Below are 23654 nucleotides of genomic sequence, written 5' to 3'. Positions count from 1 at the left end.
CGGCCCGGTGTGCGACAGGCGCACCGGGCCGGACGTCTGCCGGGCCGAATGCTCGAACGCCGCCCGGGAGAACCGCCCCGGGAACGCTGCTCCGGAACACCGCCCGGGCCGGGTCTGATTCGTCTGAGTTCGTCCCGTTCTGCCCCGGTTTAGCGCTAGTTCGTGCCGATCTTCGCCAGCAGTTCCACGATCCGGCTCTGCACATCGTCGTTGGTGGAGCGCTCCGCCAGGAACAGGACCGTCTCGCCCGAGGAGAGTTTGGGCAGTTCGGCGTGGTCAAGGCCCGCCGAGGTGTAGACGACGAGCGGGGTCCGGTTCAACTGCCCGTTCGCCCGCAGCCAGTCGATGATCCCGGCGCGTCGGCGGCGCACCTGCATCAGGTCCATCACCACCAGGTTCGGCCGCATCTGCTGCGCGAGCGAGACCGCATCCGAGTCGCCCGCGGCCCGTGCCACCTGCATACCGCGCCGCTCGAGCGTCGCCGTCAGCGCTGCCGCGATGTCGTCGTGCTCCTCGATCAGCAGCACACGGGACGGGTGCTGCTCGCTGTCGCGGGGAGCCAGCGCCTTCAGCAGTACGGCGGGGTCGGCGCCGTACGCCGCCTCGCGCGTCGCCTGCCCCAGACCGGCCGCGAGCAGCACCGGCACCTCGGCCGCCACCGCCGCCTGGCGCAGCGACTGGAGCGCGGTGCGTGTGATCGGTCCGGTCAGCGGGTCGACGAAGAGCGCCGCGGGGAACGCGGCGATCTGCGCGTCCACCTCCTCGCGCGAGTGCACGATCACCGGCCGGTAGCCGCGGTCGGTCAGCGCCTGCTGCGTGGCGGCGTCCGGGGCGGGCCAGACCAGCAACCGCCGGGGGTTGTCCAGCGGCTCCGGGGGGAGCTCGTCGTCGACGGGGGCGGGCACGGGCTGGTTGGCGACCTCGACGGCTCCGCCGGGGCCGTCGAGAGGCTCGGGCCCCTCGGCGCCCTCGTCCGGAGCACCGATCGCGTACGCACGGCCCTCGGTCGGGGCGACGAGCCGCTGCAGAGGCTGCTGGGGCTGAGGGGGAACGGGCTGAGGCTGTGGCTGGAGCTGGGCCGGGGGCTGCGGGTGCGGCCGGGCGGCCGTCTCCGTCAGCGCCGCACGTGCGCCGTGCTCGTCACCGTCGGGCCGGTTGGCCAGCTTGCGGCGGCGCCCGGCGCCGAGCGTCTGGTTCTGCCCCTGCGTCTGGTTCTGCCCCTGCGTCTGGCCGGCCTGCGTCTGACCGGCCTGCGTCTGACCCTGGCCCTGCGCGCCCTGCTGGGCGTACGGAACGCCCAGGCCCAGCGACGGGTTGCGCCCGGGCGGCGGGACGATCGGAACGCCCCGCCCGAGGGACTGGCTCTGGCCTGCCTGCTGCGCGAACGGGACACCCTGCCCGAGCGTGCGCACGCTGAACGACCTGCCCTGCGAGGCATCGGCCGGAAGCGGCGCCTCCGCGGGCAGCGGCGCCTCCGCGGGAAGCGGCTGCGCGACGCGCTGCGGCTCCGCGGCGGGCGGCAGAGGTACGGAACCGGTGTCGGCCCCCTCGCCGTTCACGGGCGCGGCGGTGTCCCCCGGCCGAGCCCGGCGCCGGCCGGTCGGCACGGGATGCGGCTGCGGCGGGGTGTGGTCGGCGCCCGGCTCGCTGCGCACGGAGTCGTGACGGCCCTCGCCGTCCTGAGCGGCGGCAGGCTCGGCCGGTACGCGATCGGCTTCCGCGGGCGGCAGCGCGAACGCGGTACGCGCCTCCCCGGCGTCCCCGCTGACGTTGTGCCCCTGTGCTCCGGCAAGCGCGCGCCGCGCCCGCCGCCCCGTGGGCTGCGCCACGGCTCCGGCGGGCTCCAGCGAGGCGGCACCGGTTCCGGACGCGTCCGCCTTGACAGCGGACACGCCCGCCGGGGCAGCGGCGGAGGTCGGGGCGGCCGTGGGAAGACCGGCCTGTCCGGCGGGGGGCAGGCCTTGGGAGAGCTCGACCGCGGCACCCGGCGGAACCGGCGCGGACAGGACCGCGGCCGGAGCGCCGGAGGCGTTCACGGCACCGCCCGCCGTGGGCGTGGACGCCACACCGGCAGCGGGAGCGGCAGGGGTCGCCCCGCCTCCCTGTGTCGCTTCCGGCAGCGGCGACGCGGTGGGCGCGGCTGCTGCTGGTGCCGCTGGGGCCGGGGCCTCGGCGGCCGCTGGTCCCGACGGCAGCGCGGGCAGCGCCCCCTGGTCCCGGCGGGCGCGGCGGCCCGTGGGCCGGGGAGCGCCGACCGACGCCTCCGGAGAGACTCCCTGCGGCGGCACGGCCGCGCCGAGCGCCGGGCGGCCGCCGTCGGCCGCATTCTCCGAGGCCATGACCACGGCGCCTTCGGCCGCCTCTGCGGGGCTGGGACGGCCACGACGACGGCCGGTGCCACCGCCCGTGACGACCACTGCCCCGGCCGGTGCCACGGGACTCTCCAGGAACGCGTCCGTCGAGGCTCGCCGGGCACGCCGGCGCCCGCCCCCGGACGTGGACTGCGCGGGCACCACGGGTGCGGCCTCTGCAGGCTCGGCGGGCGGGGGCGTCACCATCCCGGCGCCCTCCCCCAGCGGAACCTCGAGGACATAGGCGCTGCCGCTCATCCCGGGCACCTCGTGCGTCTGCAGCACACCGCCGTGCGCGGTCACGATCCCGCGGACGATCGGCTCGTGCACCGGGTCGCCTCCCGGGTACGGCCCGCGTACCTCGATCCGTACGACATCGCCGCGCTGGGCAGCCGCGACGACGATCGTCGAGTCGACGTATCCGCCGCCCGCGCCCGCCACGACCCGGGTCTTGCCGGTCGAGTCGACCCCTGCGACGTCGGCGACCAGGTGGGCCAGGGCCGTCGCCAGCCGGACCGCGTCCACCTCGGCCTCTATCGGTGGGGCGTGCACGGCGAACTGCGCCCGTCCCGGACCGATCAGCTCGACCGCGCCCTCGATGCCGGCTGCCACGACCCCGTCGAGCAGCACCTTCGCCCGCTGCAGCGACTCCGCGCCCGCGTCCAGGCGCTGGTAGCCGAGCACGTTGTCGACGAGCGTGGTCATCCGGGCGTAGCCCGCGGCGAGGTGGTGCAGGATCTGGTTGGCCTCGGGCCAGAGCTGTCCGGCCGGGTCGGCGGCCAGCTTGCCGAGCTCGCCCCTCAGTTCCTCCAAGGGCCCGCGCAGCGACTCGCCAAGCACCGCGGTCAGCTGGTCCAGCCGGGCGGTCAGCGAGGCCTCCCGCTCGTCGCGCTCCTCGGCCTCCGCCGCGTACCGCTCGGTCCTGTCGGCGATCTCCGCCGTGTGCTTCTCGGTCAGCGCCGCCAGCTCGGAGGCATGCTTCTCGGTCAGCTCCTCCACCTCGGCCGAGTGCCGCTCGTCGCGTTCGGTGATCTCGGCGGCGTGCTGCTCCGTCAGCTCCTCGTAGGGCCGGCGGTCGGTGAACGTCATCACCGCACCGACGAGCTGCTCGCCGTCACGCACCGGCGCGGTCGTCAGGTCGACCGGCACCTTCTTGCCGTTCTTCGCATACAGGACCTGTCCCCGCACCCGGTGCTTGCGCCCCGACCTGAGGGTGTCGGCGAGCGGCGACTCGTCGTACGGGAACGGCTCACCGTCCGGACGGGAGTGCAGGATCAGCGGGTGCAGCTCCTTGCCGCCGAGGTCGCTGGCGCGGAAGCCGAGGATCTGGGCGGCGGCCGGGTTGACCAGGACGACCCGGCCCTCGGTGTCCGTACCGACGACGCCTTCTGCGGCGGCCCGCAGGATCATCTCGGTCTGCCGCTGGGAGCGGGCCAGTTCGGCCTCGGTGTCGATGGTGCCGGAGAGGTCGCGCACGACCAGCATCAGCAGCTCGTCACCGGTGTAGGTGCCGCCGCTGACGTTCGACGCGTACGCGTCGCGGCCGTCCTCCAGGCTCGCGCTGGTGACCTCGACGGGGAACTCCCCGCCGTCCGTGCGCCGCGCGATCATCCGGGTCGGCTTCGTGCGGCCCCGCTCGTCGGCGGCCTCGGGCCGCCGCATGGAGCCCGGGATCAGCTTCGAGTCGAAGGACGGGAGAAGATCCAGCAGCCCTCGCCCCACCAGCGCCGTACCCGGCGTCTCGAACATCTCCAGGGCGATGGTGTTGGCGTTGACCACCGTGCCGTTGCAGTTGACGAGCACGAGCCCGTCCGGGAGGGCGTCGAGTATGGCTGCGAGGCGAGCAGCGCCTCGGGATGGCCTGCTGCTCACGACGACGCTTCCTCCCTGACCTACAGCATCTTGCGGACGGCCGGCTCCATCTTGCCCCTCGGGCCGCGGCCTGTCACTGAAAGGAGTCTAAGGGCAGGGGATGGGCATACGGCGGCGGATGAGGGGGAGCTCTCACCAAGGTTCTGTGTACACGGAGTACTCCCTCGCCTCTTGATACGCACGCTGACCTGGGCGCCGTCCGGCGCCCCCGGTCATCGCGCCCGTTACACCCGTGCGGTCGGCAGGACAGGTTCCATGGCCCGCCACCGTCCGATCTCACAGCCGTTGCTGCGGTCGAAGGAGGTGTCGACGGGGTGGCCGTGCCAGGTTCCGGTGATGCGGGCGGTGGCGGGGCCGCCGTACTGCTGTGTGCACATCCGGTCCTGGCCGACGGGCGCGAAGGGGTCGCGCCCGTTCTTTCCGAGCTCGTCCAGCCGGTCGCAGGCGCCCTCTGCCTCGGGGTGGGTACCGCCGTCCGGGCCACAGGTCAGCTCGTACGTACCGTCCGCCTTCGGGTTGCCGGTGTGCGAGGTGGTCACCGTGAGGCGGTCGCGCGACTCCTCCTGCAGCAGGGGCAGCGGGAGCGGGCCGAGCGCGGAGGCGCCCGGGGCGGTGACGACGAGCGTGGCCACTGATGCCGTGGCGGTGAGGACGAGGCGGCGCAGCATGGGTGCTCCTGTGGATGACGGTTGGGGGGCGGTGGCCGCCCCGGCATCTCTAACGCTCCGCACGCCCGCGCGTTGCGCAACCCGGACTCACCCGGCCGGGCGCCGAGAAAGAGCCGTCCGGCGGCGCCGGGCGGCTCTTTGCCCCGGGGGCCGCGTGCCTAGTACCGTGGGGAGCGATTGGTGACAGCCCACCCGGCTGTGTCATCATCTGCACGCACCACCCGCGCCCGCGTGGGTGTGCTGGAGGCGTCGCCTAGTCCGGTCTATGGCGCCGCACTGCTAATGCGGTTTGGGTCTTAAAGCCCATCGAGGGTTCAAATCCCTCCGCCTCCGCACCAACACCGAAGCCCCGGCCAGACGGCCGGGGCTTCGGTCGTTCCGCCGCCGGTCGTTGCGAGGGGGTTGCGCACCGGCCGTTCAGTGGGTCGCCGGTGTCCTCTCCAGGGGCGGGCGCCCGTACGGCCGTACGGGTGCTTTCCCAGCTCAGGCAGGGTGCGACTAATGGATTTCGTCTGGCGGCGCAGGTCATGTAATGTTGTTCCCGCAACGCCGACCGGGCAGAAAAGCCCGGAAGGTAGCGCAAGTGGCCCAGGTCACAGACAAGCACTCGTAGCTTAACGGATAGAGCATCTGACTACGGATCAGAAGGTTGCAGGTTCGAATCCTGCCGAGTGCACACAGGCCAAAGGCCCCCGGAGATGATCCGGGGGCCTTTCGCGTTGGCGCGTACTCTACCCAGCGCGGCAGGATGCGGCGGTTACGCCCGTCTTTCAGGGAGCGGTCTCCTGTGAGCACGAGCATTTTGGGGCAGGCCGTAGCCGAGCATCTCGGCGACCTCTGCCGTCGTGTACCACTTGCGCTCGATCACGGTCATGGTCATACGGCGGTGTCTCCTTCCAGGGTGTCGGGTGTGAATGCGGCGGCGAGCCATTCCTCGCCTCGGGTGAGGCCGATTCCGGCGTAGACCCAGTGGGCGAGGACGAGGGTGGTGTCGTCGCTGTCAGGGTTGGCCGGCCCCGGGGCCTGGTCGCCACGGGCGATGGCGGCCTGGAGGCTTCGCCATTCGGCGCGGGCGGCGCGGAGGGCGCCGAGGGTGGTGGAGTAGCGGCGGGTCTTGGTGGAGAAGTGGCCGCGGAAGCCGAGCATGTGAGCCCAGGCGCGCAGGCGCAGGTCTTCCAGGTCCTTGCGTGCGCCGAGCGTCCAGGCGGTGCGGACCAGCCGCTCAGCATGCTGGGAGAGGTCATGCGGGCGAGTTCGGCGATGAACCGGAGGGGCCGGTCGAGGGTGCCGGTCGCGGTCTCGGCACCTTTGGTGGCGTATTTGGCGATGTAGGCGGCAACCGCCTTGTCGCTGAGTTGGGTCGGGCCGTCGAAGTCGGCGGTGCGGATGGTGCGGATGTCGAGCTGGCGGGGGGGGCGCCATGTATGCCTACAACGGCCACTCGTTCCAGGACGGGCCACACGGGGTCGGCGACGGGTGGGACGGCCACGGAAAGGGCGGCAAGAGGGGCCCCACGGGTCCGACGGGTCCCGCAGGCGCCACCGGTCCTACGGGTGCCACCGGCGCGACAGGACCCGCCGGTGAGGACGGAATCTCCGGATACGACGTGAACACAGGCGACTTCACATGTCCCCCCAACGGCTCCCTTTGCGGCGCCCAGGTGGATTGCGACCCGGGGAAGGTGGTCACAGGCGGAGGCGTCCTCAGCTTCTTCGGAGACACCAGGCTCGTGTCGTCGGGGGCGGTCGCGGGCAACACTGCCTGGGATGGCGAAATCGTGAACGAATCCGCTCAGCAGGTCACATTTCAGGTCCAAGCCATTTGCGCAAACGTCAGTTGACGCCAACAGCCCACCGCTCCTGAAAGCAGCCGTCGACCGCGTGGTATTTCCGCCCGGGCTCCCCTGACGTACGCGGAGTCGAGCACCACCGGGGACAAGTCCAGTAGCGTCTCATCGGCGAGTGTAGTTCGCATCGAGGTGGTCACCGTGCCCGCCGCGTGCCCGTGACTTTCGGCCGGCACCCGGTGCTGTTCCGGCGGCCGGGTCACACCTCCGCCCGGGGAGGTGACCGTGCGCGTGGTCACCTACCGGGTCGGCGCCACCACCGGCGACGGCCAACAGCGTTCCACCTGCGTCCGGCTGATCACCACCCTGCTTGATCCCGTTCACCGTCCCGCAGCCGAACCCGCCGATCTCTACCACCAGGGATGGAGATCGAGACCGCATTCCTACGGGCTGATAGTCACTCTGCGCGGAGCGGACCGTGTCCTGCACTCCTGCACCGTCGAAGGCGTCGAAGGCGTCGAGCAGGACCAAGGGGCCACGCGGTCACATTGCGGGCGGGGGACAGGCCTGCCCGAGTTGCGTGCAGGCGTACGGCCCCCTGATCATGCTCGGCCCCGGACCGGGCGGGCCACCGACCGCACCCACTCCACCGACCTCACGGCAGTTCTTCGTCAGTCGACGGCCTTCAAGTCGCCCAGGGCGTCCCCGAGGCCGAGTTCGGTGGCACCACGGGTCTGGAAGCCCCGCTCGAACAGCTCAGCCGTGCGCTGCTGCACTCCCTCGCCTCGCACGAGTTGCTGGAACAGCGCGGCGTCTGCGCGAACTTCGGCAGGAGCCGGCAGGCTGACGGCGTTGATGGCCGACTTGGCCGCGATCAGCGCATCGCGGGGGAAGCCGCTCATACGCGCGGCGATGCCTGCTACGAACTCGTCCAGTTCGGTGTCAGGGACCGCACGGTTGACCCATCCGTAGCGTTCGGCGAGGTCGGCGTCGAAGTCCGACGACGTCAGCACGGCTTCGAGTGCACGGCCCCGGCCCAGCAGACGGGTGAGGTGCTGGATCGCGCCCGCGCCGGGGGGTGTTCCGATTCCCACTTCGGGCTGGCCCAGGACGGCGTTCTCCCGGGAGGCGAAGCGCATGTCGCAGGCAAGGAGGAACTCACTGCCCGCTCCCCGGGCGCGGCCGCGCAGCTTGGCGATGGTGACGACCGGCAGCAGGCTCAGCTTGCGAAACAGCATTCCCAGGGAGGCATCGCCGGGGCCTCCGGCCTTCGCGGCCTCAGCGGTGTACTCGGCGACTTTCGTCATGTCGACGTGCGGGAAGAAGAAGTCGGCGTCCGCACTGTCGAAGATCACCACGCGTGGGGCGGTCGGCTGTGACAGTTCTTCGAGCAGTGCGACCAGGTCCCGTACGACCTCGGGACCGATGAGGTTCATCGGCGGCGCGTTGAACGTGGCGGCCAGGACGTTGCCGTCCAACCTGGTCTTGATGGTTTCGTACGAGGCGGTCATCTCGGCCTTCCCGGGTTTGCCATGCTGATCCGAGTGAAGAGCTTGGTGCGACGAAGGTACGGTCGGCCATTTTCATTCGGGACCGGTGAGAAGGAGGGTCGAGCCGAGGTACTCAACGGCGAGCAGTGCGACTTCCAGGTCGGTGTGCTCCTGCTGGACCGGGTGTCCCAGGATTTCCTCGGCCTTCCGGATGCGGTACTGCACGGTGTTCTTGTGGAGAATCTGAGCGTCGGCGGTGGCGGTGTAACTGCAGCCGGTGCCCAGGAATATCTGCACGGTCTCCCTGAGCCGTGCGCTGTGCTCGTCATCGACGGCCAACAGGCCCAGGATTCCCCACACCCAAGCGCGCATGTTGTCGATGTTCTTGGCCACCAAGGCGATGGGAGCGACAGCGGAGAAGTCGGTGAACTGGGGCGCCGGACTGGCCGCTGCCGCAAGTTCCTGCGTGCACAATGCCTGTCGGTGCGTGGAGCGGAATCCCTCGATGCCGTACCCGACGATCCCGGCGCACACGTGCACGGAAGGATCGCTGCGCTCGACCACATTCGACACCTGTTTCCAGGAGACGTCGTTGCCCGGGCCGAACGGCAGCCAGGCCCAGGACGCAATTGCATCTCGGGGGACGAACAGCGGCCCGGCAGGGCAGCCCAGCTTCTGGGCGATCTCGTTGGTCACCCGGTGGAGTCGAGCCAGTCCCTCACTCTCACCCTTCAGTGTGGGCAACCAGGCCACCAGCCCGAGGTGGTGCTGCCGGAGCCGGTAACCAAGGGCTGGTTCGGCCCAGTTGAGGTCGACGTCCTTCTCGGTGAGGATGTCCCGCACGCGCGCGGCACGCGCGGCGGTCTGGCTGAGCAGCCATTGATCGCGTTCCTGCTGGTAGACCACGATGACATGCTCGGTCACGCGGTCGATGTAACCGAAGCTCACCTGCAGCATGCGCCGGTTGGTCGCGGTGGCGAGTTCCTCGTCGGCGTCCCGTCGGTTGAGTTCGTCCAGGCACCAGTGCAGAAAGCGCCAGTGGCCGATCCTGTAGGCCCTGACCATCGCGCTGAGGGGGATACCCCTCTGAGCCAGCCTCCTGGCGTACTCAAGAGCAGCTGCAGGCCCCTCGATCTTGTCCAGGGGTATGTCGTTCTCGAAAATGTGCAGCAACGTGGCGACATTTTCCGCGACGCTCGCCCGCAGGATCTTGATGACGGTTGCGTCGCCCTTGAGCTCCGGGATTTCGGCAAGAACGTACTCCCCTATGTCGCGGCTGATCTCCGTGAGGTGTGACCCTACGTTCTCCGCGACCACGGACAGTTGTTTTGCGGCCTCTGGATGCTCCGCAGCCATTTCTCAATCCTACAGAGGGTTCGTGATCCATCCGCTTCTGCGGGACGCGACAGGCCGCACTCCGGCGAGCCTGCGAATACCGCCGACGGAATGATCCATCGGCCTGGCGGCGCGCATCGCAAGGCGAAGGAAGGAGCCCACGCGATGGGGGGCACCACCCAGCGGTAGCCGGGGGACGTCGGCGACCGACGGCAACGGCGGTTCCCGTACAGCAGCGGAGTACCGCAACCACAGCGACCGCCCCCGTCCGCTAACGTCTCTTCGGGTCTTTAGGTCTTCGGGTCTTCGGGTCTTCGGGGACGCGTGCGGCCGGTATGGCCGTCACCGACCGTTCCCGCCGGAGCTACGGATCAGAGGGTTGCAGGTTCGCATCCTGCCGCGTGCAAAGAGCCGAAAGGCCCCCGGCGATGATCCGGGGGCCTCTCGCGTCGGCACGTGCAGCAGCGAAGTGTGTCTCGGTGTCTTCGATGTTTCGGTGTCTTCGGAAGTGAAGAGGAACGGAGGAGCATGGGCGGCGGCAACCGGTGGCGGTTCCGGGGGATGGGCTGGGCAGGGGACGCGTCGCCCGTGCTGCGCTGGGGCCGGGGCGGGGAACTGCGTGAGAGCCGGGTCGGGTACGGGAAGCCGCTCGGCTTCCGGGCCGTCGGGGAGCGGGCCTGCCGCGGGGCGCGGGGGAACGTGTGCCCCGTCGGGGCCGTGGTGCCGGGGCGGAGTACGGGAGGACTGTGCCCGGAATGCACGCGGCTGGACCGGGCGCACTCGGTGGCCGCCGACACCATCGCCGACGACCCTCGTCCGTACCGGGTCTATCTGGCCTGGTTCGGGCCCGGGATGGTCAAGGTCGGGATCACCGCAGAGGAGCGGGGCGCGGCGCGGCTGCTGGAGCAGGGTGCGGTCGTGTTCAGCTGGCTGGGGCGCGGGCCGCTGATGGCGGCGCGGCGTACGGAGGAACTGCTGCGCGCCGCACTGGGGGTGCCGGACCGGATCCCGTACGCGCAGAAGCGGGCGGTGCGTGCCCTGCTTCCCGCCCGGGCCGGTGAGCGGACGGCCGAGATCACGCAGCTGCATGCGCGGGCGGTCTCGCTGGAGGGGTGGCCCGAGGCGCTGAAGCGGCTCGGGTCGGGGGCGGCCGACCATATGGGGGTGTTCGGGCTCGAAGGGGCCCCCGCGGCCTCGGGCGTGGTGCGGGAGCTGGCGGACGGCGCGGCCGTCGCCGGGCGGCTGGTCGCCGCCGCCGGGCCCGATCTGCATCTGCTCGGTGCCGACGGACGGACGCTTGTCGTCGACACCCGGGTGATGGCCGGATGGGAGCTCGTCGGTTCCGATCCGCTCGGCGCTGTCACCGCGCCCGTCGACGAGCTGCCGCGAGGCGTCCAGGACGGGCTCTTCTGAGCGGCCGACAGGGAACGGCGCGGCCGTACCGTGCCGGCCGCGTGCGTCCGCGCCCGGGACGGTAAAGACTCGGATCCCTTTGGGCCGGTGGCCTGGACACCGCATCGGCGCACGTCGGAGGGTGTTCGTCATGAGCGATCACCTTGTGGCGGGGATCGAACCGCCCTATTACACCGTTGTGTTCACGTCCCGTCTGCAACCGGACCCCAGCGGCTACGACGAGACCGCCGTACGCATGAGTGAGCTGGTCGAGCAGGTGCCCGGGTTCCTCGGGTACGAGTCGGCCCGTACGCCGGGCGGGCTCGGCATCACCGTCGGCTACTTCCGGGACGAGGACTCCATCGCCGCCTGGCAGCGGGATCCGGAGCACCGGAGCGCGCAGCAGCGCGGTCGTGAGCAGTGGTACGAGCGGTACAGCGTCCATGTCGGCAAGGTCGAGCGGAGCTACGACTTTGAACGGGACTGAGGAGGGCGCGGCGGTACGCGCGTTCTGGGAGCGGCTCGGGCTGCCCGGGCTCGTCGACGTCCACACGCACTTCATGCCCGAGCGGGTGCTCGACAAGGTGTGGGCGTACTTCGACTCCGTGGGGCCGCTGACCGGGATGGAGTGGCCCATCGCCTACCGCGAGGAGGAGGACCGGCGGATCGCCCTGCTCCGGGAGTTCGGGGTGCGGACGTTCACGTCGATGCTCTACCCGCACAAGCCGGGGATGGCGGAGTGGCTCAACGGCTGGGCCGCCGACTTCGCGTCCCGCACGCCCGATTGTGTGCACACGGCGACGCTCTATCCCGAGGAGGGCGTGGAGAGCTATGTCCGCCGGGCCGTCGACAACGGCGCCCGGGTCTTCAAGTCGCATCTGCAGGTGGGGGCGTACGACGCCAACAACGCGCTGCTCGACCCGGTGTGGGGGCTGTTCGCCGAGGCGGGGATCCCGGTGGTGATGCACTGCGGTTCTGGCCCGGCGCCCGGCAAGTACACAGGGCCGGAGCCGATCGCCGGGCTCCTCGCGCGCCACCCGCGGCTGCCGCTGATCGTGGCGCACATGGGGATGCCCGAGTACACGGACTTCCTGGATCTGGCCGAGCGGTACCCGCAGGTGCGTCTCGACACCACCATGGCGTTCACGGACTTCAGCGAGCGGTTCAGTCCGTTCCCGGTGAGCGAGCGGGGGCGGCTGGCCGACCTCGCGGAGCGGGTGCTGCTCGGCACGGACTTCCCCAACATCCCGTATCCGTATCTCCACCAGCTCGAGGCGCTGGAGCGGCTGGAGCTCGGGGACGACTGGCTGCGAGCCGTCTGCTACGAGAACGGCGCCCGGCTCTTCCTCCGAGCGCGGCCCTGAGGCAGCGTCGCGAGGTTCTCAGGGAATTCACAGGTAAGGGAAAGGCCGCTCTCACGGCGGGGTTCCAGGGTGGGCACCATGACGACCACCACCTCTCCCCAGGGACGTACCGAACTGCGCAGGCCGGACGGCGGTCCGGTCCGGGTGCTCGTGGTGGACGACGAGGCGTCCCTCGCCGAACTGCTCTCCATGGCGCTGCGCTACGAAGGGTGGGAGGTGCACAGCGCCGGGGACGGCGCGGGGGCGGTGCGCGCGGCGCGCGCGTTCCGGCCCGACGCCGTCGTCCTGGACGTGATGCTGCCCGACATGGACGGGCTCGCCGTGCTCGCGAGGCTGCGGCGTGAACTCCCCGACGTGCCGGTGCTGTTCCTCACCGCGAGGGACGCCGTCGAGGACCGGATCGCGGGGCTGACGGCCGGCGGCGACGACTATGTCACCAAGCCGTTCAGCCTCGAGGAGGTCGTGGCGAGACTGCGCGGGCTGATCCGTCGGTCCGGCGCGGCGGCGGCCGCGCGTGGTGAGTCCCTGCTCGTCGTCGGGGACCTCACCCTCGACGAGGACAGCCATGAGGTGACCCGGGGCGGCGCGGGCATTCATCTCACGGCGACCGAGTTCGAGCTGCTGCGCTATCTGATGCGCAATCCGCGGCGCGTGCTCAGCAAGGCGCAGATCCTGGACCGTGTCTGGTCGTACGACTTCGGGGGCCAGGCCAATGTCGTCGAGCTCTACATCTCCTATCTGCGGCGGAAGATCGATGCCGGCCGGTCGCCGATGATCCACACCAGGCGTGGTGCGGGATATCTGATCAAACCGGGTGAATGACCGGATGCGCCGGATGAGCGGGCGCCGGCCGCACGGGACGCGCCGGACGCACGGGACGGGCCGGACGCACGGGACGGACCGGATGCGAGGGACGGGCCGTATGCGCGGGGTGCGCCGGATGCCCAGGAGGTGGTCGCTGCGGACCCGGCTGGTCGTGTCCGCGGTCGCGCTGATCGCGGTTGTGGCGGCGGTGATCGGCACGGTGACGACGCTCGCCCTGCGCAGCTATCTCTACGGGCAGAAGGACGAGCAGCTGCACGCCCTCGCCCGGCGGGCCGCGGGGCCACCGCCGGAGGCGCGGGACGCGGTGCTCCCGCCGCCCGGTGATCCGCTGAGGTTCGTGACCGGGGGCGGCGCGCCCGTCGGCACGGTCGGGGTGGAGGTGAGCGCCGACGGGACGCTCGGCGCCGGTGTCGTCTCCACGCAGCAGGACACGCAAGGGCGTGGCCCGCAGATCACGGACCGCGCGCTGTCGGAGCCGGAGAAGGCGGCGCTCGCCGCTGTCCCGCGCGGCGGTGCCCCGGGCACCGTGGAGCTGCCGGGTCTCGGCTCCTACCGCGTGACGTACGCGGACGGCGGTAACGGCACCTTCCTGGTCGCGCTGCCGCTCGCCGAGGTGCACAGCACCATCGGCACCCTTCTCGTCGTCGAGGTCTGTGTGACCTGTGCCGGGCTGATCGCCGCCGGGCTGGCGGGCGGGACGCTCGTCGGAATCGCGCTGCGCCCGCTGCGGCGGGTCGCCGCCACCGCCACGCGCGTCTCCGAACTTCCGCTGCACAGCGGGGAGGTGGCGCTGCACGAGCGGGTGCCCGACGCGGAGGCCGATCCCCGCACGGAGGTCGGGCAGGTCGGCGCGGCGCTCAACCGGATGCTCGACCACGTCCATTCCGCGCTGCACGCGCGTCAGGAGAGCGAGACACGGGTGCGGCAGTTCGTCGCGGACGCCAGCCATGAGCTGCGCACACCGCTCGCCTCGATCCGCGGCTACGCCGAACTCCCGCGCCGCAGCCGTGAGGAGACGGGCCCCGACACCCGGCATGCGCTGGGGCGGATCGAGTCGGAGGCCACGCGCATGACCGGGCTCGTGGAGGATCTGCTGCTGCTGGCGCGGCTCGACGCCGGACGCCCGCTCTCGTACGAGAGCGCTGATCTCCCGATGCTCGTCGTGGACGCGGTGAGCGATGCCCGTGCGGCCGGGCAGGACCATACGTGGCGGCTCGAGCTGCCGGACGAGCCCGTGACGGTACGCGCCGACCCGGCACGTCTCCACCAGGTGCTGGTCAATCTGCTGGCCAACGCCCGTACGCACACGCCGCCGGGGACGACGGTGACCGCGCGGGTCCGGCCGCTCGAGCGCGCGACGGCCGTGGCCCTGGAGATCCGGGACGACGGGCCGGGCATCCCGTCGGCGCTGCTCCCGCATGTCTTCGAACGCTTCGCGCGTGGCGACGCCTCCCGTTCGCGTCAGGCCGGAAGCACCGGTCTGGGGCTGGCGATCGTGCATGCCGTCGTCTCCGCCCACGGCGGGACGGTGGCCGTGGAGAGCGTGCCGGGGCGCACGGTCTTCACCGTCCGGCTGCCCCTGACCCTCGGGGCCCGCGACTCACAGACGACGCACAGCCTCACCACAATGCCGTGACAGCGGCCCTGGCGAGAGTCAGGGCCATGCGAACCGACACTGCACCGGGCACCTTGCCGGCACGGGAGCATCTGCCCGCCACGGCGGCGAGCACGCCCGTACTCGACGTGGTGATCCCCGTCCACAACGAGGAGAAGGACCTGGAGCCGTGCGTACGCCGGCTCCACGACCATCTGGCACGGACGTTCCCGTACGGCTTCAGGATCACTGTCGCCGACAACGCGAGCACCGACCGCACACCCCAGGTCGCCGCGGCGCTCGAAGCCTCCCTCCCCGGGGTGCGGGCGTACCGGCTGGAGCAGAAGGGGCGAGGCCGGGCGCTGCGGACCGTCTGGGGCGCGTCCGACGCCCCCGTACTCGCCTATATGGACGTCGATCTGTCCACCGACCTCAACGCCCTGCTGCCGCTGGTCGCGCCGCTGATCTCAGGTCACTCCGACCTGGCGATCGGCTCGCGGCTGGCGAGGTCCTCCCGCGTCGTGCGGGGGCCGAAGCGGGAGTTGATCTCCCGGGCCTACAACCTGATCCTGCGGGGCTCGCTGGCCGCGCGCTTCTCGGACGCCCAGTGCGGCTTCAAGGCGATACGGCGCGACGTGGCCGAGCGGCTGCTGCCGATGGTCGAGGACACCGGCTGGTTCTTCGACACCGAGCTGCTGGTGCTCGCAGAGCGGGCGGGACTGCGCATCCACGAGGTGCCGGTGGACTGGGTCGACGACCCCGACTCCACGGTGCACATCGTGAGTACGGCGGTCGACGACCTCAAGGGCGTGTGGCGGGTGGGGCGGGCGCTCGCGGTCGGCGCGCTGCCGCTGGACCGGCTCGCGCGGCCGTTCGGCGACGACCCGAGGGACCGGCGGCTCAGCGGCGTACCGGGCGGACTCGCCCGGCAGCTGGTCGGATTCTGTGTGGTGGGGGCGTTCTCCACCCTGTTCTATCTGCTCCTGTACTCCGTCCTCAGAGCCGGAGTCGGGCCGCAGGCGGCGAACGCCGCGGCGCTCCTGGTCTCGGCGATCGCCAACACCGCCGCCAACCGGAGGCTCACCTTCGGCGTACGCGGCCGGGAACGCGTGCTGCGCCACCAGGCCCAGGGCCTCGTGGTCCTCGCCATCGGCCTCACGCTGACGAGCGGCTCCCTCGCCGCCCTCGACGCGGCCACCGCCACGCCCTCCCACGGCACGGAACTGGCGGTCCTGATCGTCGCGAACCTCGCGGCGACGGTGCTCCGCTTCCTTCTCCTGCGCGCCTGGGTGTTCCCGGAGCGGCGCGAGGGCGCGCCCGAGCCGGGGTCCGGCGCCGCCCCGGGCGGGGGCACAGCCGCCCGCCCTGCCGAAGGCCCCGGCGCCGACGCGACCGTGCGGCTCCGTGCCCTGCCTTCCGGTGACGGGCCGACCATGACGACGACAAGGACCGACGTATGACGACGACACCGCACAACCAGCACGAAGGACCGGCGCCCTTCGGGCCCTTTCGCAGGGCGGACCACAGGGTCTCCGAGGCCGCGGCGGATCCCGTGCCCGGCGCTTCCGCGTCGGCGCGGGGCGGGCCGACGGGCGCCTCTGCGGCCGGGTCCCCTGCGGCGCACGGCGGTCCGGTGACCGGCCCGGCCGGTGACGGCGCCCCGCCCGGGCGCGGTGATGACACCGGGCCGAACGCGGGCGGCCGTGCCGCGTGGGGGTACGCACATGGCAGGCCCGGCACGACAGGCGGAGCCGCCGTGCCTCCCACCGGGCGGCTCGCCCGACTCCGGCGGGGACGGCCGGAGGACCCGGCCTGGGTGCGGCCGGCCCTGCTCGCGCTGCTGCTGATCACCGGACTGCTGTATCTGTACAACCTCAGCGCCTCCGGCTACGCCAACTCCTTCTACTCGGCCGCGGTCCAGGCGGGCAGCGAGAGCTGGAAGGCGTTCTTCTTCGGGTCCTCCGACGCCGCGAACTCCATCACCGTCGACAAGCCGCCCGCCGCGCTCTGGCCGATGGCCCTGTCCGTACGGCTCTTCGGGCTCGGATCGTGGCAGATCCTCGTGCCCGAGGTGCTGATGGGCGTGGCGACGGTGGGTGTCGTGTACGCGGCCGTGCGGCGGCGTTTCAGCCCCGCCGCCGGGCTGCTCGCGGGCGCGGTGCTGGCGCTCACGCCGGTCGCGGCGCTGATGTTCCGCTTCAACAACCCTGACGCGCTGCTGACGTTGCTCATGACCGTCGCCGTCCACTGCGTCCTGCGCGCCCTCGAGGGCGCACGGACCAAGTGGCTGGTGTGGGCGGGCGCCGCGATCGGCTTCGCGTTTCTCACCAAGACGCTGCAGGCCTTCCTGATCCTGCCGCCGCTGGCGCTGGTGTACGCGGTGTGCGCACCCACGACCGTGCGCCGGAGGCTCGGCCAACTCGCGCTCGGGGGCCTGGCGCTGATTCTCTCCGGAGGCTGGTGGGTCGCCGTCGTCGAACTGTGGCCGGCGGCCTCGCGCCCGTACATCGGAGGCTCGCAGACGAACAGCTTCCTGGAGCTCACCTTCGGCTACAACGGCCTCGGGCGCATCAACGGCAATGAGACCGGAAGCGTCGGAGGAGGTGGCGGCGGCCGTGGACAGGGTGGCGGCTGGGGCGAGACCGGAGTCGGGAGGATGTTCGGCGACAGCATCGGCGGCCAGATCTCCTGGCTGCTGCCTGCCGCGCTGATCCTCCTGGTGGCCGGGATCGTCATCACCTGGCGGGCTTCGCGCACGGACGCGGTCCGGGCCGCGTTCCTCGTGTGGGGCGGCTCCCTGCTGACGACCCTCGCGGTCTTCAGCTTCATGGCCGGGATCTTCCACGAGTACTACACGGTCGCGCTCTCCCCGTACATCGCCGCCCTCGTCGGTATGGGAGCGACGGTGCTGTGGGAGGAGCGGGCGCAGCTCGCGGCACGCCTGGCGCTGGCGGGTGCGACGGCGGTGACGGCGGTATGGGCGTACGTACTGCTCGGCCGCACGGAGGACTTCGTGCCCTGGCTGGGATCGGCGGTGCTGGTCGCCGGGCTCGTGGCGGCGGGCGCGCTGCTGTTCGCCGGGCGCCTCGGGCGACGGCTCACACTCGGTGCGGCGGGCCTCGGTCTTGCGGCCGCGCTCGCGGGGCCGACGGCGTACACCCTGTCCACGCTGGACACCGGGCACCAGGGCTCGATCGTGACGGCGGGCCCGGCCTCGATGCGGGGCGGTCCCGGTGGAGGCGGTCCCGGCGGCCAGGGTGGTCCCGGTGGCCAGGGCGGCGCGGGCGGACGCATGCTGACGCCCGGGACGGCCGGCGGTCAGGGCGGCGGGACGGGCCAGGGTCCACAGGGCGGCGCGATGCCCGGGGGCGGCATGGGGCAGCCTCCCGCAGGAGGTCAGGGCGGAATGCCCGGAATGGGGCTGGGGCAGGGCCGGATGCCCGGCATGGGTCAGCCTCCCACGGCGGGTCAGGGCGGCCGGCTGCCCGGCACGGGTCAGGGCCAGGGTCAGGGCCAGGGCGAGCGTCGCGGCGGCGGCATGGGCGGGCTTCTCAACGGTCCGGACGTCAGCGCCGCCGTCAAGGCCGAGCTCACACGGAACGCCTCCGACTACACCTGGGTCGCCGCCGCCGTCGGTTCCCAGAACGCCGCCGGATACCAGCTCGCCACCGAGGAGCCGGTCATGGCGATCGGCGGCTTCAACGGCAGTGATCCGTCCCCCACCCTCGCCCGGTTCAAGCAGTACGTGGCAGCCGGGAAGATCCACTACTTCATCGCAGGGGACAGCGGAATGCCCGGCAGGAGCGGCGGCACGAGCAGCGAGGTCTCCGCCTGGGTGGAGGAGAACTTCTCGCAGGCCACGGTAGGCGGCGCCACCCTCTACGACCTCACCGCGCGGAAATAGCGCTATACGGCGTAGGAGTGGTGGGTGCGGTGGCGGTGCTGGCGGGGGGTGTGCTCGCCGCGGTGCTGCTGCGGCGGGCCGAGCGGGGGGAGCGGGCAGAGCCGTCGGAGCCGTCGGAGCGGGTGGAGCGGGTGGAGCCACGGCAGCAGGAGTCCTCACCTCAGCAGGCCGTCTGACAGCGGGGCGGACTCGTCCCGGCAGGCGGACTCTCGCCTGATCGGCGGCATAGCATCGGGACCGGGTGGACCGTACGGACCGGCGAAATCCGGTTCGTACGCCCGGCGCGAGGAGGAGGAACACCATGGTGGCGGCAGCCGACAGCACGAAGCGTCCGGCACGGACGAGCGTGTGGCTGGAGGGCAAGGCCCCTCGAAGCCGTAAGGCCGACCAGCCGTCGGGCCTCGACCGGGACAAGATCACCGCGGTGACGGTACGGCTGCTCGACGCGGAGGGTCTGGCGAAGTTCTCGATGCGCAGGCTCGCCGCGGAGATCGGCGTGACCGCGATGTCCGTCTACTGGTACGTCGACACCAAGGACGACCTGCTGGAGCTGGCCCTCGACTCGGTCTTCGGCGAGATGCGGATGCCCGACCCGGCGGCGGAGGGAGCGGACTGGCGCGACCAGCTCGGGGAACTCGCGGGCCAGTACCGGAAGCTGATCGTCGCTCACCCCTGGGTGTCCTCCCTCATCGGCACCTATCTGAACATCGGGCCGAACTCGCTGGCCTTCTCCGCGACCGTGCAGAAGGTCGTCCGCAACACCGGACTGCCGCTGAACTGGCAGGCGGCCGCGCTGTCCGCGGTGTTCCAGTTCGTCTACGGAGTCGGCACGGTGGAAGGCAACTTCAAGAAGCGCTGCGCGGACGCCGGCATGACCATGGACGAGTACTACGCGGATGCCATGGGGGCGACCCGGGAGATGCCGGAGTTCGACGAGATGTTCAAGGACGCGGTGCAGATCATGGAGGCCCGTGGCGTCGGCACGGTCGAGGAGATGCTCGAACGCGACTTCCGGTTCGCCCTCGACCTGATGATCGCCGGCATCGAGACGATGGTGGAGCGGAACGCCGAGGCATGAGGGTGCGGGCCACGCGGGCCTTGGGCTCCTCTTGTTTCTTCCCTCGCACTGCTACGCAGGCTTCGGACCCCTCTTGTTTCTTCCCTCGCACTGCTACGCAGGCTTCGGACCCCTCTTGTTTCTTCCCTCGCACTGCTACGCAGGCTTCGGGAAGCCGCCCTTCGACACCGGCCCCCAGCGCTCCGGAGTGATCCGGATGATCGACTTGCCCTGCTCGACCATCGCCTCGCGGTACTCCGACCAGTCCGGGTGCTCACCCGAGACGGCGCGGTAGTACTCGACCAGCGGCTCGACCGACTCGGGGGAGTCGATCACCTCGGCCGTGCCGTCGATCTGCACCCAGGGCCCGTCCCAGGCGTCGCTCATCACGATGACGCCGGCCCGCTCGTCCCGCTTCGCGTTCCGCGTCTTGGCCCGCTCCGGGTAGGTCGAGACGACGATCCGGCCCGAGTCGTCGACGCCGCAGATCACCGGGGAACCCTGGGGGCCGCCGTCGGTCCGGCGGGTGAGGAGGATCGCGCGATGGCGGGGCCGGACGAACTCCAGCAACGCGTCCAGGTCCACAGGGGTGTTGCTCGCGAAATCGGCTGCCATGTCCGCACCCTAGGGCAGGGTCTCACCCTGGGCCGCCTGGACGGCCAGCTCGACCTTCAGTGTCGTGCCGATCGCCGAGATGCCCGCCTGGACCACCTGGTTGTAGTGCATCGCGAAGTCCTCCCGGTGCAGCTCCGCCGTCGCGTGGAAGGCCGCCCGCACGCCGCCCCACGGATCAGGGCCCGTACCGAGGTACGACAGCGACAGGTCCACCTCGCGCTCGACCCCGCGGAGCGACAGCAGTCCGTGCACCGTCCAGCGGTCGGGGCCGGCGGCCGTCAGGCCGTGGCTGCGGTAGGTGATCTCGGGGAAGAGCTCCACGTCCAGGAAGTCGGGCGACCTGAGGTGCTCGTCCCGCGTGCCGTTGCCCGTGTCGATCGAGGCCGCGTCGATCACCGCGTGCACACGGGAGCGGGAGAGGTCCTCCGCGATCTCGATACGGCCGCGGAAGTCGGTGAACCGCCCGTGCACGCCGGAGATTCCCAGATGACGGGCGACCGCCGCGACCGACGAGTGCGCCGGGTCCAGCGACCAGATGCCGGGTGGCGGCAGTTCGGGCCCGCCGGCGCGGGCCAGCACCACCTGGCCGATGTCGGCCCGACCGCTCGCGGTGACCAATGCGGTCGAGGCGTGCGGACCGTACCCGAGGGCCGTCACGATCGCCGTGTACGGTCCGGGCGGCAGTGCCGTCTCCGTGCGGACGGCACCGTCCGCGCCTGCCTCGGCGCGCAGCACCTGGGTGCCCGTTGCGTCGGTCAGGGTCACGACCGCGTGCTGGAGCGCCCAGCCGTCCCTGGTCCTGACGTGTGCGTTCAGTCCCATCCCGTTTCCCGTTTCTCTCCTTGCGTGGGTCGCCGGGGCGGCAGGCCGTCCCTGCCCGCCGCCCCGGCCCCGGGCGGCGCCTCCGCTCGGAGCGCCGCCCGGGGGTCGGATCACTCGCCGGGGTGGGCGAGTGCGATGTCGTGGCCGTCGATGCCGCGGCCGGTCACCGTCAGGGACCCCGCCACCGGCGGGTACCCGGCCGCGATGACGGTGTAGTCGCCCGCGTCCAGGTCGGCGAAGGCGTACGCCCCGTCGTCCCCGGTCGTCGCCGTGGCGACCACGTTCCCGGCGGCGTCGAGGAGCGTCACCCGCGCCTCGGCCAGCGGCCCCCGGCCGGCTCCCGCCCGTACGACGCCCTGGACCAGGGCGCCGGTCTGCAGGGCGACCTCGATCCTGGTCACGCCCTGGCCGCCGATCTCCACGGGGAGGGCCAGCGGCCGGAAGCCCGTCGCGTTCACGGCCACGGTCACGGCACCGGGGACCAGTTCGGCGAAGGCGAAGCCGCCGTCCGCGGCGGACGTGCCGGTGGCCAGGACGTCGCCGCGCACATCGGTGACGATCACCATGGCGCCCTCCACCGGAGCACCGCTCGCTGCGGCGAGCACGGCACCCGCCAGTCCGCTCGTGCCGACGAGGGCGATGTCGTAGGCCAGAGGTTCGTCGCCGACCAGCACCGTGGAGGCCTGCGGCTGGAAGCCGTCGGCGGAGGCGATCAGGACGTACGAGCCGGCGCCCGGCGCGTCGAGTGCGTACGAGCCGTCCGGGTGGGCCATCGTGCGGCCCAGCTGCCGTCCGCTCAGGGAGATCAGAGTGACGGCGGCCCGCTCGACGGGCGCGCCCTCCGCGCCCCGTACGACTCCGCGTACGGGGGTTCCGGCGGCGAAGGCCGCCGCGGTGACGGTGGCCCCGGACTCCGTCCCGTCCAGGGCGGCCGTGACCGGCGCCTCCGCCGGTGCGTCGGCCCGGGACTCGGGAGCGGGAACCCCGGACTCCTCGGCCGCGCCCTCGGGCTGCGAACCGCTCTTCAGCGCCACCTCCTTGATGAACAGCGTCACCAGGAACGCCAGCACCGCGAACGGCGCCGCCCACAGGAAGATGTCCGCGACACCGTGCCCGTAGGCGCTTTCCACGACCGTACGGATCGGGGCCGGCAGCGTGTCCAGATCGGGGATGCCGCCACCGCCCGTGCCGCCGTGGCCCAGGGCCGCGCCCTTCGGGCCGAGTTCGGCGAGCCCGTCCTCGACATAGCGGGTGACCCGGTTGGCGAGGACCGCGCCCAGCGCAGAGACACCGACCGCACCGCCCAGCGAGCGGAAGAAGGTGACCACGGACGAGGCCGAGCCGAGGTCCTGCGGAGCCACCTGGTTCTGGGTGCAGAGCACGAGGTTCTGCATCATCATGCCGAGACCGAGGCCCATGACGGCCATGAAGACCGCGATCCGCCAGTACTCGGTGTCGTACCGGATCATGCCCAGCAGCCCGAGGCCACCGCTCAACAGCACACCGCCGCTGACCAGCCACGCCTTCCACCTGCCGGTCTTGGTGATGACCATTCCGCTGACCGTCGAGGAGACGAAGAGGCCCGCGATCATCGGGATGGTCATGACGCCGGACATGGTCGGCGACTTGTCCCGGGCCAGCTGGAAGTACTGGCTGAAGAAGACGGTGCCCGCGAACATCGCGACACCGACGAAGAGGGAGGCCAGCGAGGCCAGCGTGATGGTGCGGTTGCGGAAGAGACGCAGCGGGATGATCGGCTCGCTCGCCCGGGACTCGATGAGAAGGAACAGCGCGCCGAGGAGGACGGCGCCGCCGGTCATGGCGTACGTCTGCCAGGACATCCACTCGTACTTGTCGCCCGCGAAGGTCACCCAGATCAGCAGCAGGGACACGGCGGCGCTGATGAAGAGCGCGCCCGCCCAGTCGACCTTCACCTCCCGCTTCACGACCGGGAGCTTCAGGGTCTTCTGGAGCACGACGAGCGCGATGAGTGCGAACGGCACACCGACGTAGAAGCACCAGCGCCAGCCGAGCCATTCGGTGTCGGTGATGACTCCGCCGAGAAGCGGACCGCCGACCGTTGCGACGGCGAATGTCGCACCGAGATAGCCGCTGTAGCGACCGCGCTCCCGAGGCGCGATCATCGCGGCCATGATGACCTGCGCGAGGGCGGTGAGACCGCCGACGCCGATGCCCTGGACGACGCGGCAGGCGATCAGCATGCTCGTGTTCTGGGCGAGGCCGGCGACGACCGAGCCGGCCACATAGATGACGAGGGCTATCTGGACCAGGAGCTTCTTGGAGAAGAGGTCGGCGAGCTTGCCCCAGAGCGGGGTGGTGGCGGTCATCGAGAGCAGGGCCGCCGTGACCACCCAGGTGTAGGCGGACTGGCCGCCACCGAGGTCGGTGATGATTTCCGGCAGGGCGTTGGAGACGATCGTCGAGGACAGAATGGCGACGAACATGCCGAGCAGCAGCCCGGACAGCGCCTCCATGATCTGCCGGTGCGTCATCGGCGAGCCACTGTCCCGGGTCTTGGCGTGGCCGCCCCGCACACCGGTCGGTGTGGTCGTAGCCAT

General features: G+C 71.5%; 16 protein-coding genes, 2 tRNA genes and 2 pseudogenes. 11 read left to right on the top strand and 9 right to left on the bottom strand.

Annotated features, from left to right (window positions below):
* Positions 1-155 precede the first annotated feature (155 nt).
* A complete protein-coding gene (locus ACFU5O_RS31485; protein ID WP_384245605.1) occupies positions 156-4223 on the bottom strand; it encodes a PAS domain-containing protein in 4068 nt (1355 codons plus the stop codon).
* A 224-nt stretch (positions 4224-4447) separates the two neighbouring features.
* The gene (locus ACFU5O_RS31480) at positions 4448-4891 is read right to left on the bottom strand and encodes an SSI family serine proteinase inhibitor (RefSeq protein ID WP_384245603.1); all 444 of its coding nucleotides are present in this window, start codon (positions 4889-4891) and stop codon (positions 4448-4450) included.
* Between the two features lie 242 nt (positions 4892-5133).
* On the opposite strand from ACFU5O_RS31480, the gene ACFU5O_RS31475 reads away from it, so the two are divergent.
* A tRNA-Ser gene (locus tag ACFU5O_RS31475) sits at positions 5134-5224 on the top strand.
* A 270-nt stretch (positions 5225-5494) separates the two neighbouring features.
* A tRNA-Arg gene (locus ACFU5O_RS31470) sits at positions 5495-5567 on the top strand.
* Positions 5568-5620: 53 nt separating this feature from the next.
* Here ACFU5O_RS31470 and ACFU5O_RS31465 read toward each other — a convergent pair.
* The 4 genes and pseudogenes from ACFU5O_RS31465 to ACFU5O_RS31450 all read right to left on the bottom strand — a co-directional run.
* Positions 5621-5771 (bottom strand): annotated as a pseudogene (locus ACFU5O_RS31465) (DNA-binding protein); the annotation flags it as partial.
* Positions 5768-6351 (bottom strand): annotated as a pseudogene (locus tag ACFU5O_RS31460) (replication initiator). The pseudogenes ACFU5O_RS31465 and ACFU5O_RS31460, both read right to left, overlap by 4 nt.
* A 997-nt stretch (positions 6352-7348) precedes the next feature.
* Positions 7349-8188 carry an enoyl-CoA hydratase/isomerase family protein gene (locus tag ACFU5O_RS31455; RefSeq protein ID WP_384245602.1) on the bottom strand — a complete coding sequence of 280 codons (840 nt, stop codon included), beginning with the start codon at positions 8186-8188 and terminating at the stop codon, positions 7349-7351.
* Between the two features lie 72 nt (positions 8189-8260).
* Entirely contained in the window at positions 8261-9523 is a 1263-nt protein-coding gene (locus tag ACFU5O_RS31450; protein WP_384245601.1) for a PucR family transcriptional regulator, read from the bottom strand.
* Positions 9524-10030: 507 nt separating this feature from the next.
* On the opposite strand from ACFU5O_RS31450, the gene ACFU5O_RS31445 reads away from it, so the two are divergent.
* The 9 genes from ACFU5O_RS31445 (at position 10031) to ACFU5O_RS31405 (ending at position 19659) form a co-directional block, all read left to right on the top strand.
* On the top strand, positions 10031-10915 hold the full coding sequence (locus ACFU5O_RS31445) for a DUF2797 domain-containing protein (protein ID WP_384245600.1): 885 nt from the start codon (positions 10031-10033) through the stop codon (positions 10913-10915).
* A gap of 130 nt (positions 10916-11045) precedes the next feature.
* Entirely contained in the window at positions 11046-11381 is a 336-nt protein-coding gene (locus ACFU5O_RS31440) for an antibiotic biosynthesis monooxygenase family protein (protein WP_384245598.1), read from the top strand.
* Positions 11338-12258 carry an amidohydrolase family protein gene (locus ACFU5O_RS31435; protein ID WP_384245597.1) on the top strand — a complete coding sequence of 307 codons (921 nt, stop codon included), beginning with the start codon at positions 11338-11340 and terminating at the stop codon, positions 12256-12258. The genes ACFU5O_RS31440 and ACFU5O_RS31435 overlap by 44 nt, the downstream gene beginning before the upstream one ends.
* Before the next feature lie 78 nt (positions 12259-12336).
* Positions 12337-13080, top strand: a complete 744-nt coding sequence (locus ACFU5O_RS31430) for a response regulator transcription factor (RefSeq protein WP_384245596.1) — start codon at positions 12337-12339, stop codon at positions 13078-13080.
* Positions 13081-13198: 118 nt separating this feature from the next.
* Positions 13199-14719 carry a sensor histidine kinase gene (locus tag ACFU5O_RS31425; protein WP_384245594.1) on the top strand — a complete coding sequence of 507 codons (1521 nt, stop codon included), beginning with the start codon at positions 13199-13201 and terminating at the stop codon, positions 14717-14719.
* A 26-nt stretch (positions 14720-14745) separates the two neighbouring features.
* Positions 14746-16137 (top strand): glycosyltransferase, encoded by a 1392-nt coding sequence (locus tag ACFU5O_RS31420; protein WP_384245593.1) that lies wholly within the window; start codon positions 14746-14748, stop codon positions 16135-16137.
* Positions 16134-18581 (top strand): ArnT family glycosyltransferase, encoded by a 2448-nt coding sequence (locus tag ACFU5O_RS31415; RefSeq protein ID WP_384245591.1) that lies wholly within the window; start codon positions 16134-16136, stop codon positions 18579-18581. Before ACFU5O_RS31420 ends, ACFU5O_RS31415 begins: the two co-directional genes overlap by 4 nt.
* A 29-nt stretch (positions 18582-18610) precedes the next feature.
* Complete coding sequence (locus ACFU5O_RS31410) at positions 18611-18757, top strand: hypothetical protein (RefSeq protein WP_384245590.1); 147 nt, start codon at positions 18611-18613, stop codon at positions 18755-18757.
* 125 nt (positions 18758-18882) lie between these two features.
* Positions 18883-19659: a TetR/AcrR family transcriptional regulator gene (locus tag ACFU5O_RS31405; protein WP_384245588.1), complete on the top strand. Its 777-nt coding sequence runs from the start codon at positions 18883-18885 to the stop codon at positions 19657-19659.
* A 135-nt stretch (positions 19660-19794) separates the two neighbouring features.
* On the opposite strand, the gene ACFU5O_RS31400 is transcribed toward ACFU5O_RS31405, so the two are convergent.
* The 3 genes from ACFU5O_RS31400 to ACFU5O_RS31390 form a co-directional block, all read right to left on the bottom strand.
* Complete coding sequence (locus ACFU5O_RS31400) at positions 19795-20253, bottom strand: PPOX class F420-dependent oxidoreductase (protein WP_384245587.1); 459 nt, start codon at positions 20251-20253, stop codon at positions 19795-19797.
* 9 nt (positions 20254-20262) lie between these two features.
* The gene (locus ACFU5O_RS31395; RefSeq protein WP_384245585.1) at positions 20263-21075 is read right to left on the bottom strand and encodes a YceI family protein; all 813 of its coding nucleotides are present in this window, start codon (positions 21073-21075) and stop codon (positions 20263-20265) included.
* A 110-nt stretch (positions 21076-21185) separates the two neighbouring features.
* A complete protein-coding gene (locus tag ACFU5O_RS31390; RefSeq protein WP_384245584.1) occupies positions 21186-23654 on the bottom strand; it encodes an MFS transporter in 2469 nt (822 codons plus the stop codon).

It is taken from the genome of Streptomyces sp. NPDC057445, from assembly GCF_042802855.1.
In the GTDB taxonomy this organism is placed as follows: Bacteria; Actinomycetota; Actinomycetes; order Streptomycetales; family Streptomycetaceae; genus Streptomyces.
The sequence above is the reverse complement of the archived record's forward strand: the minus strand, read 5'-3'. Positions and strand labels throughout refer to the sequence as shown.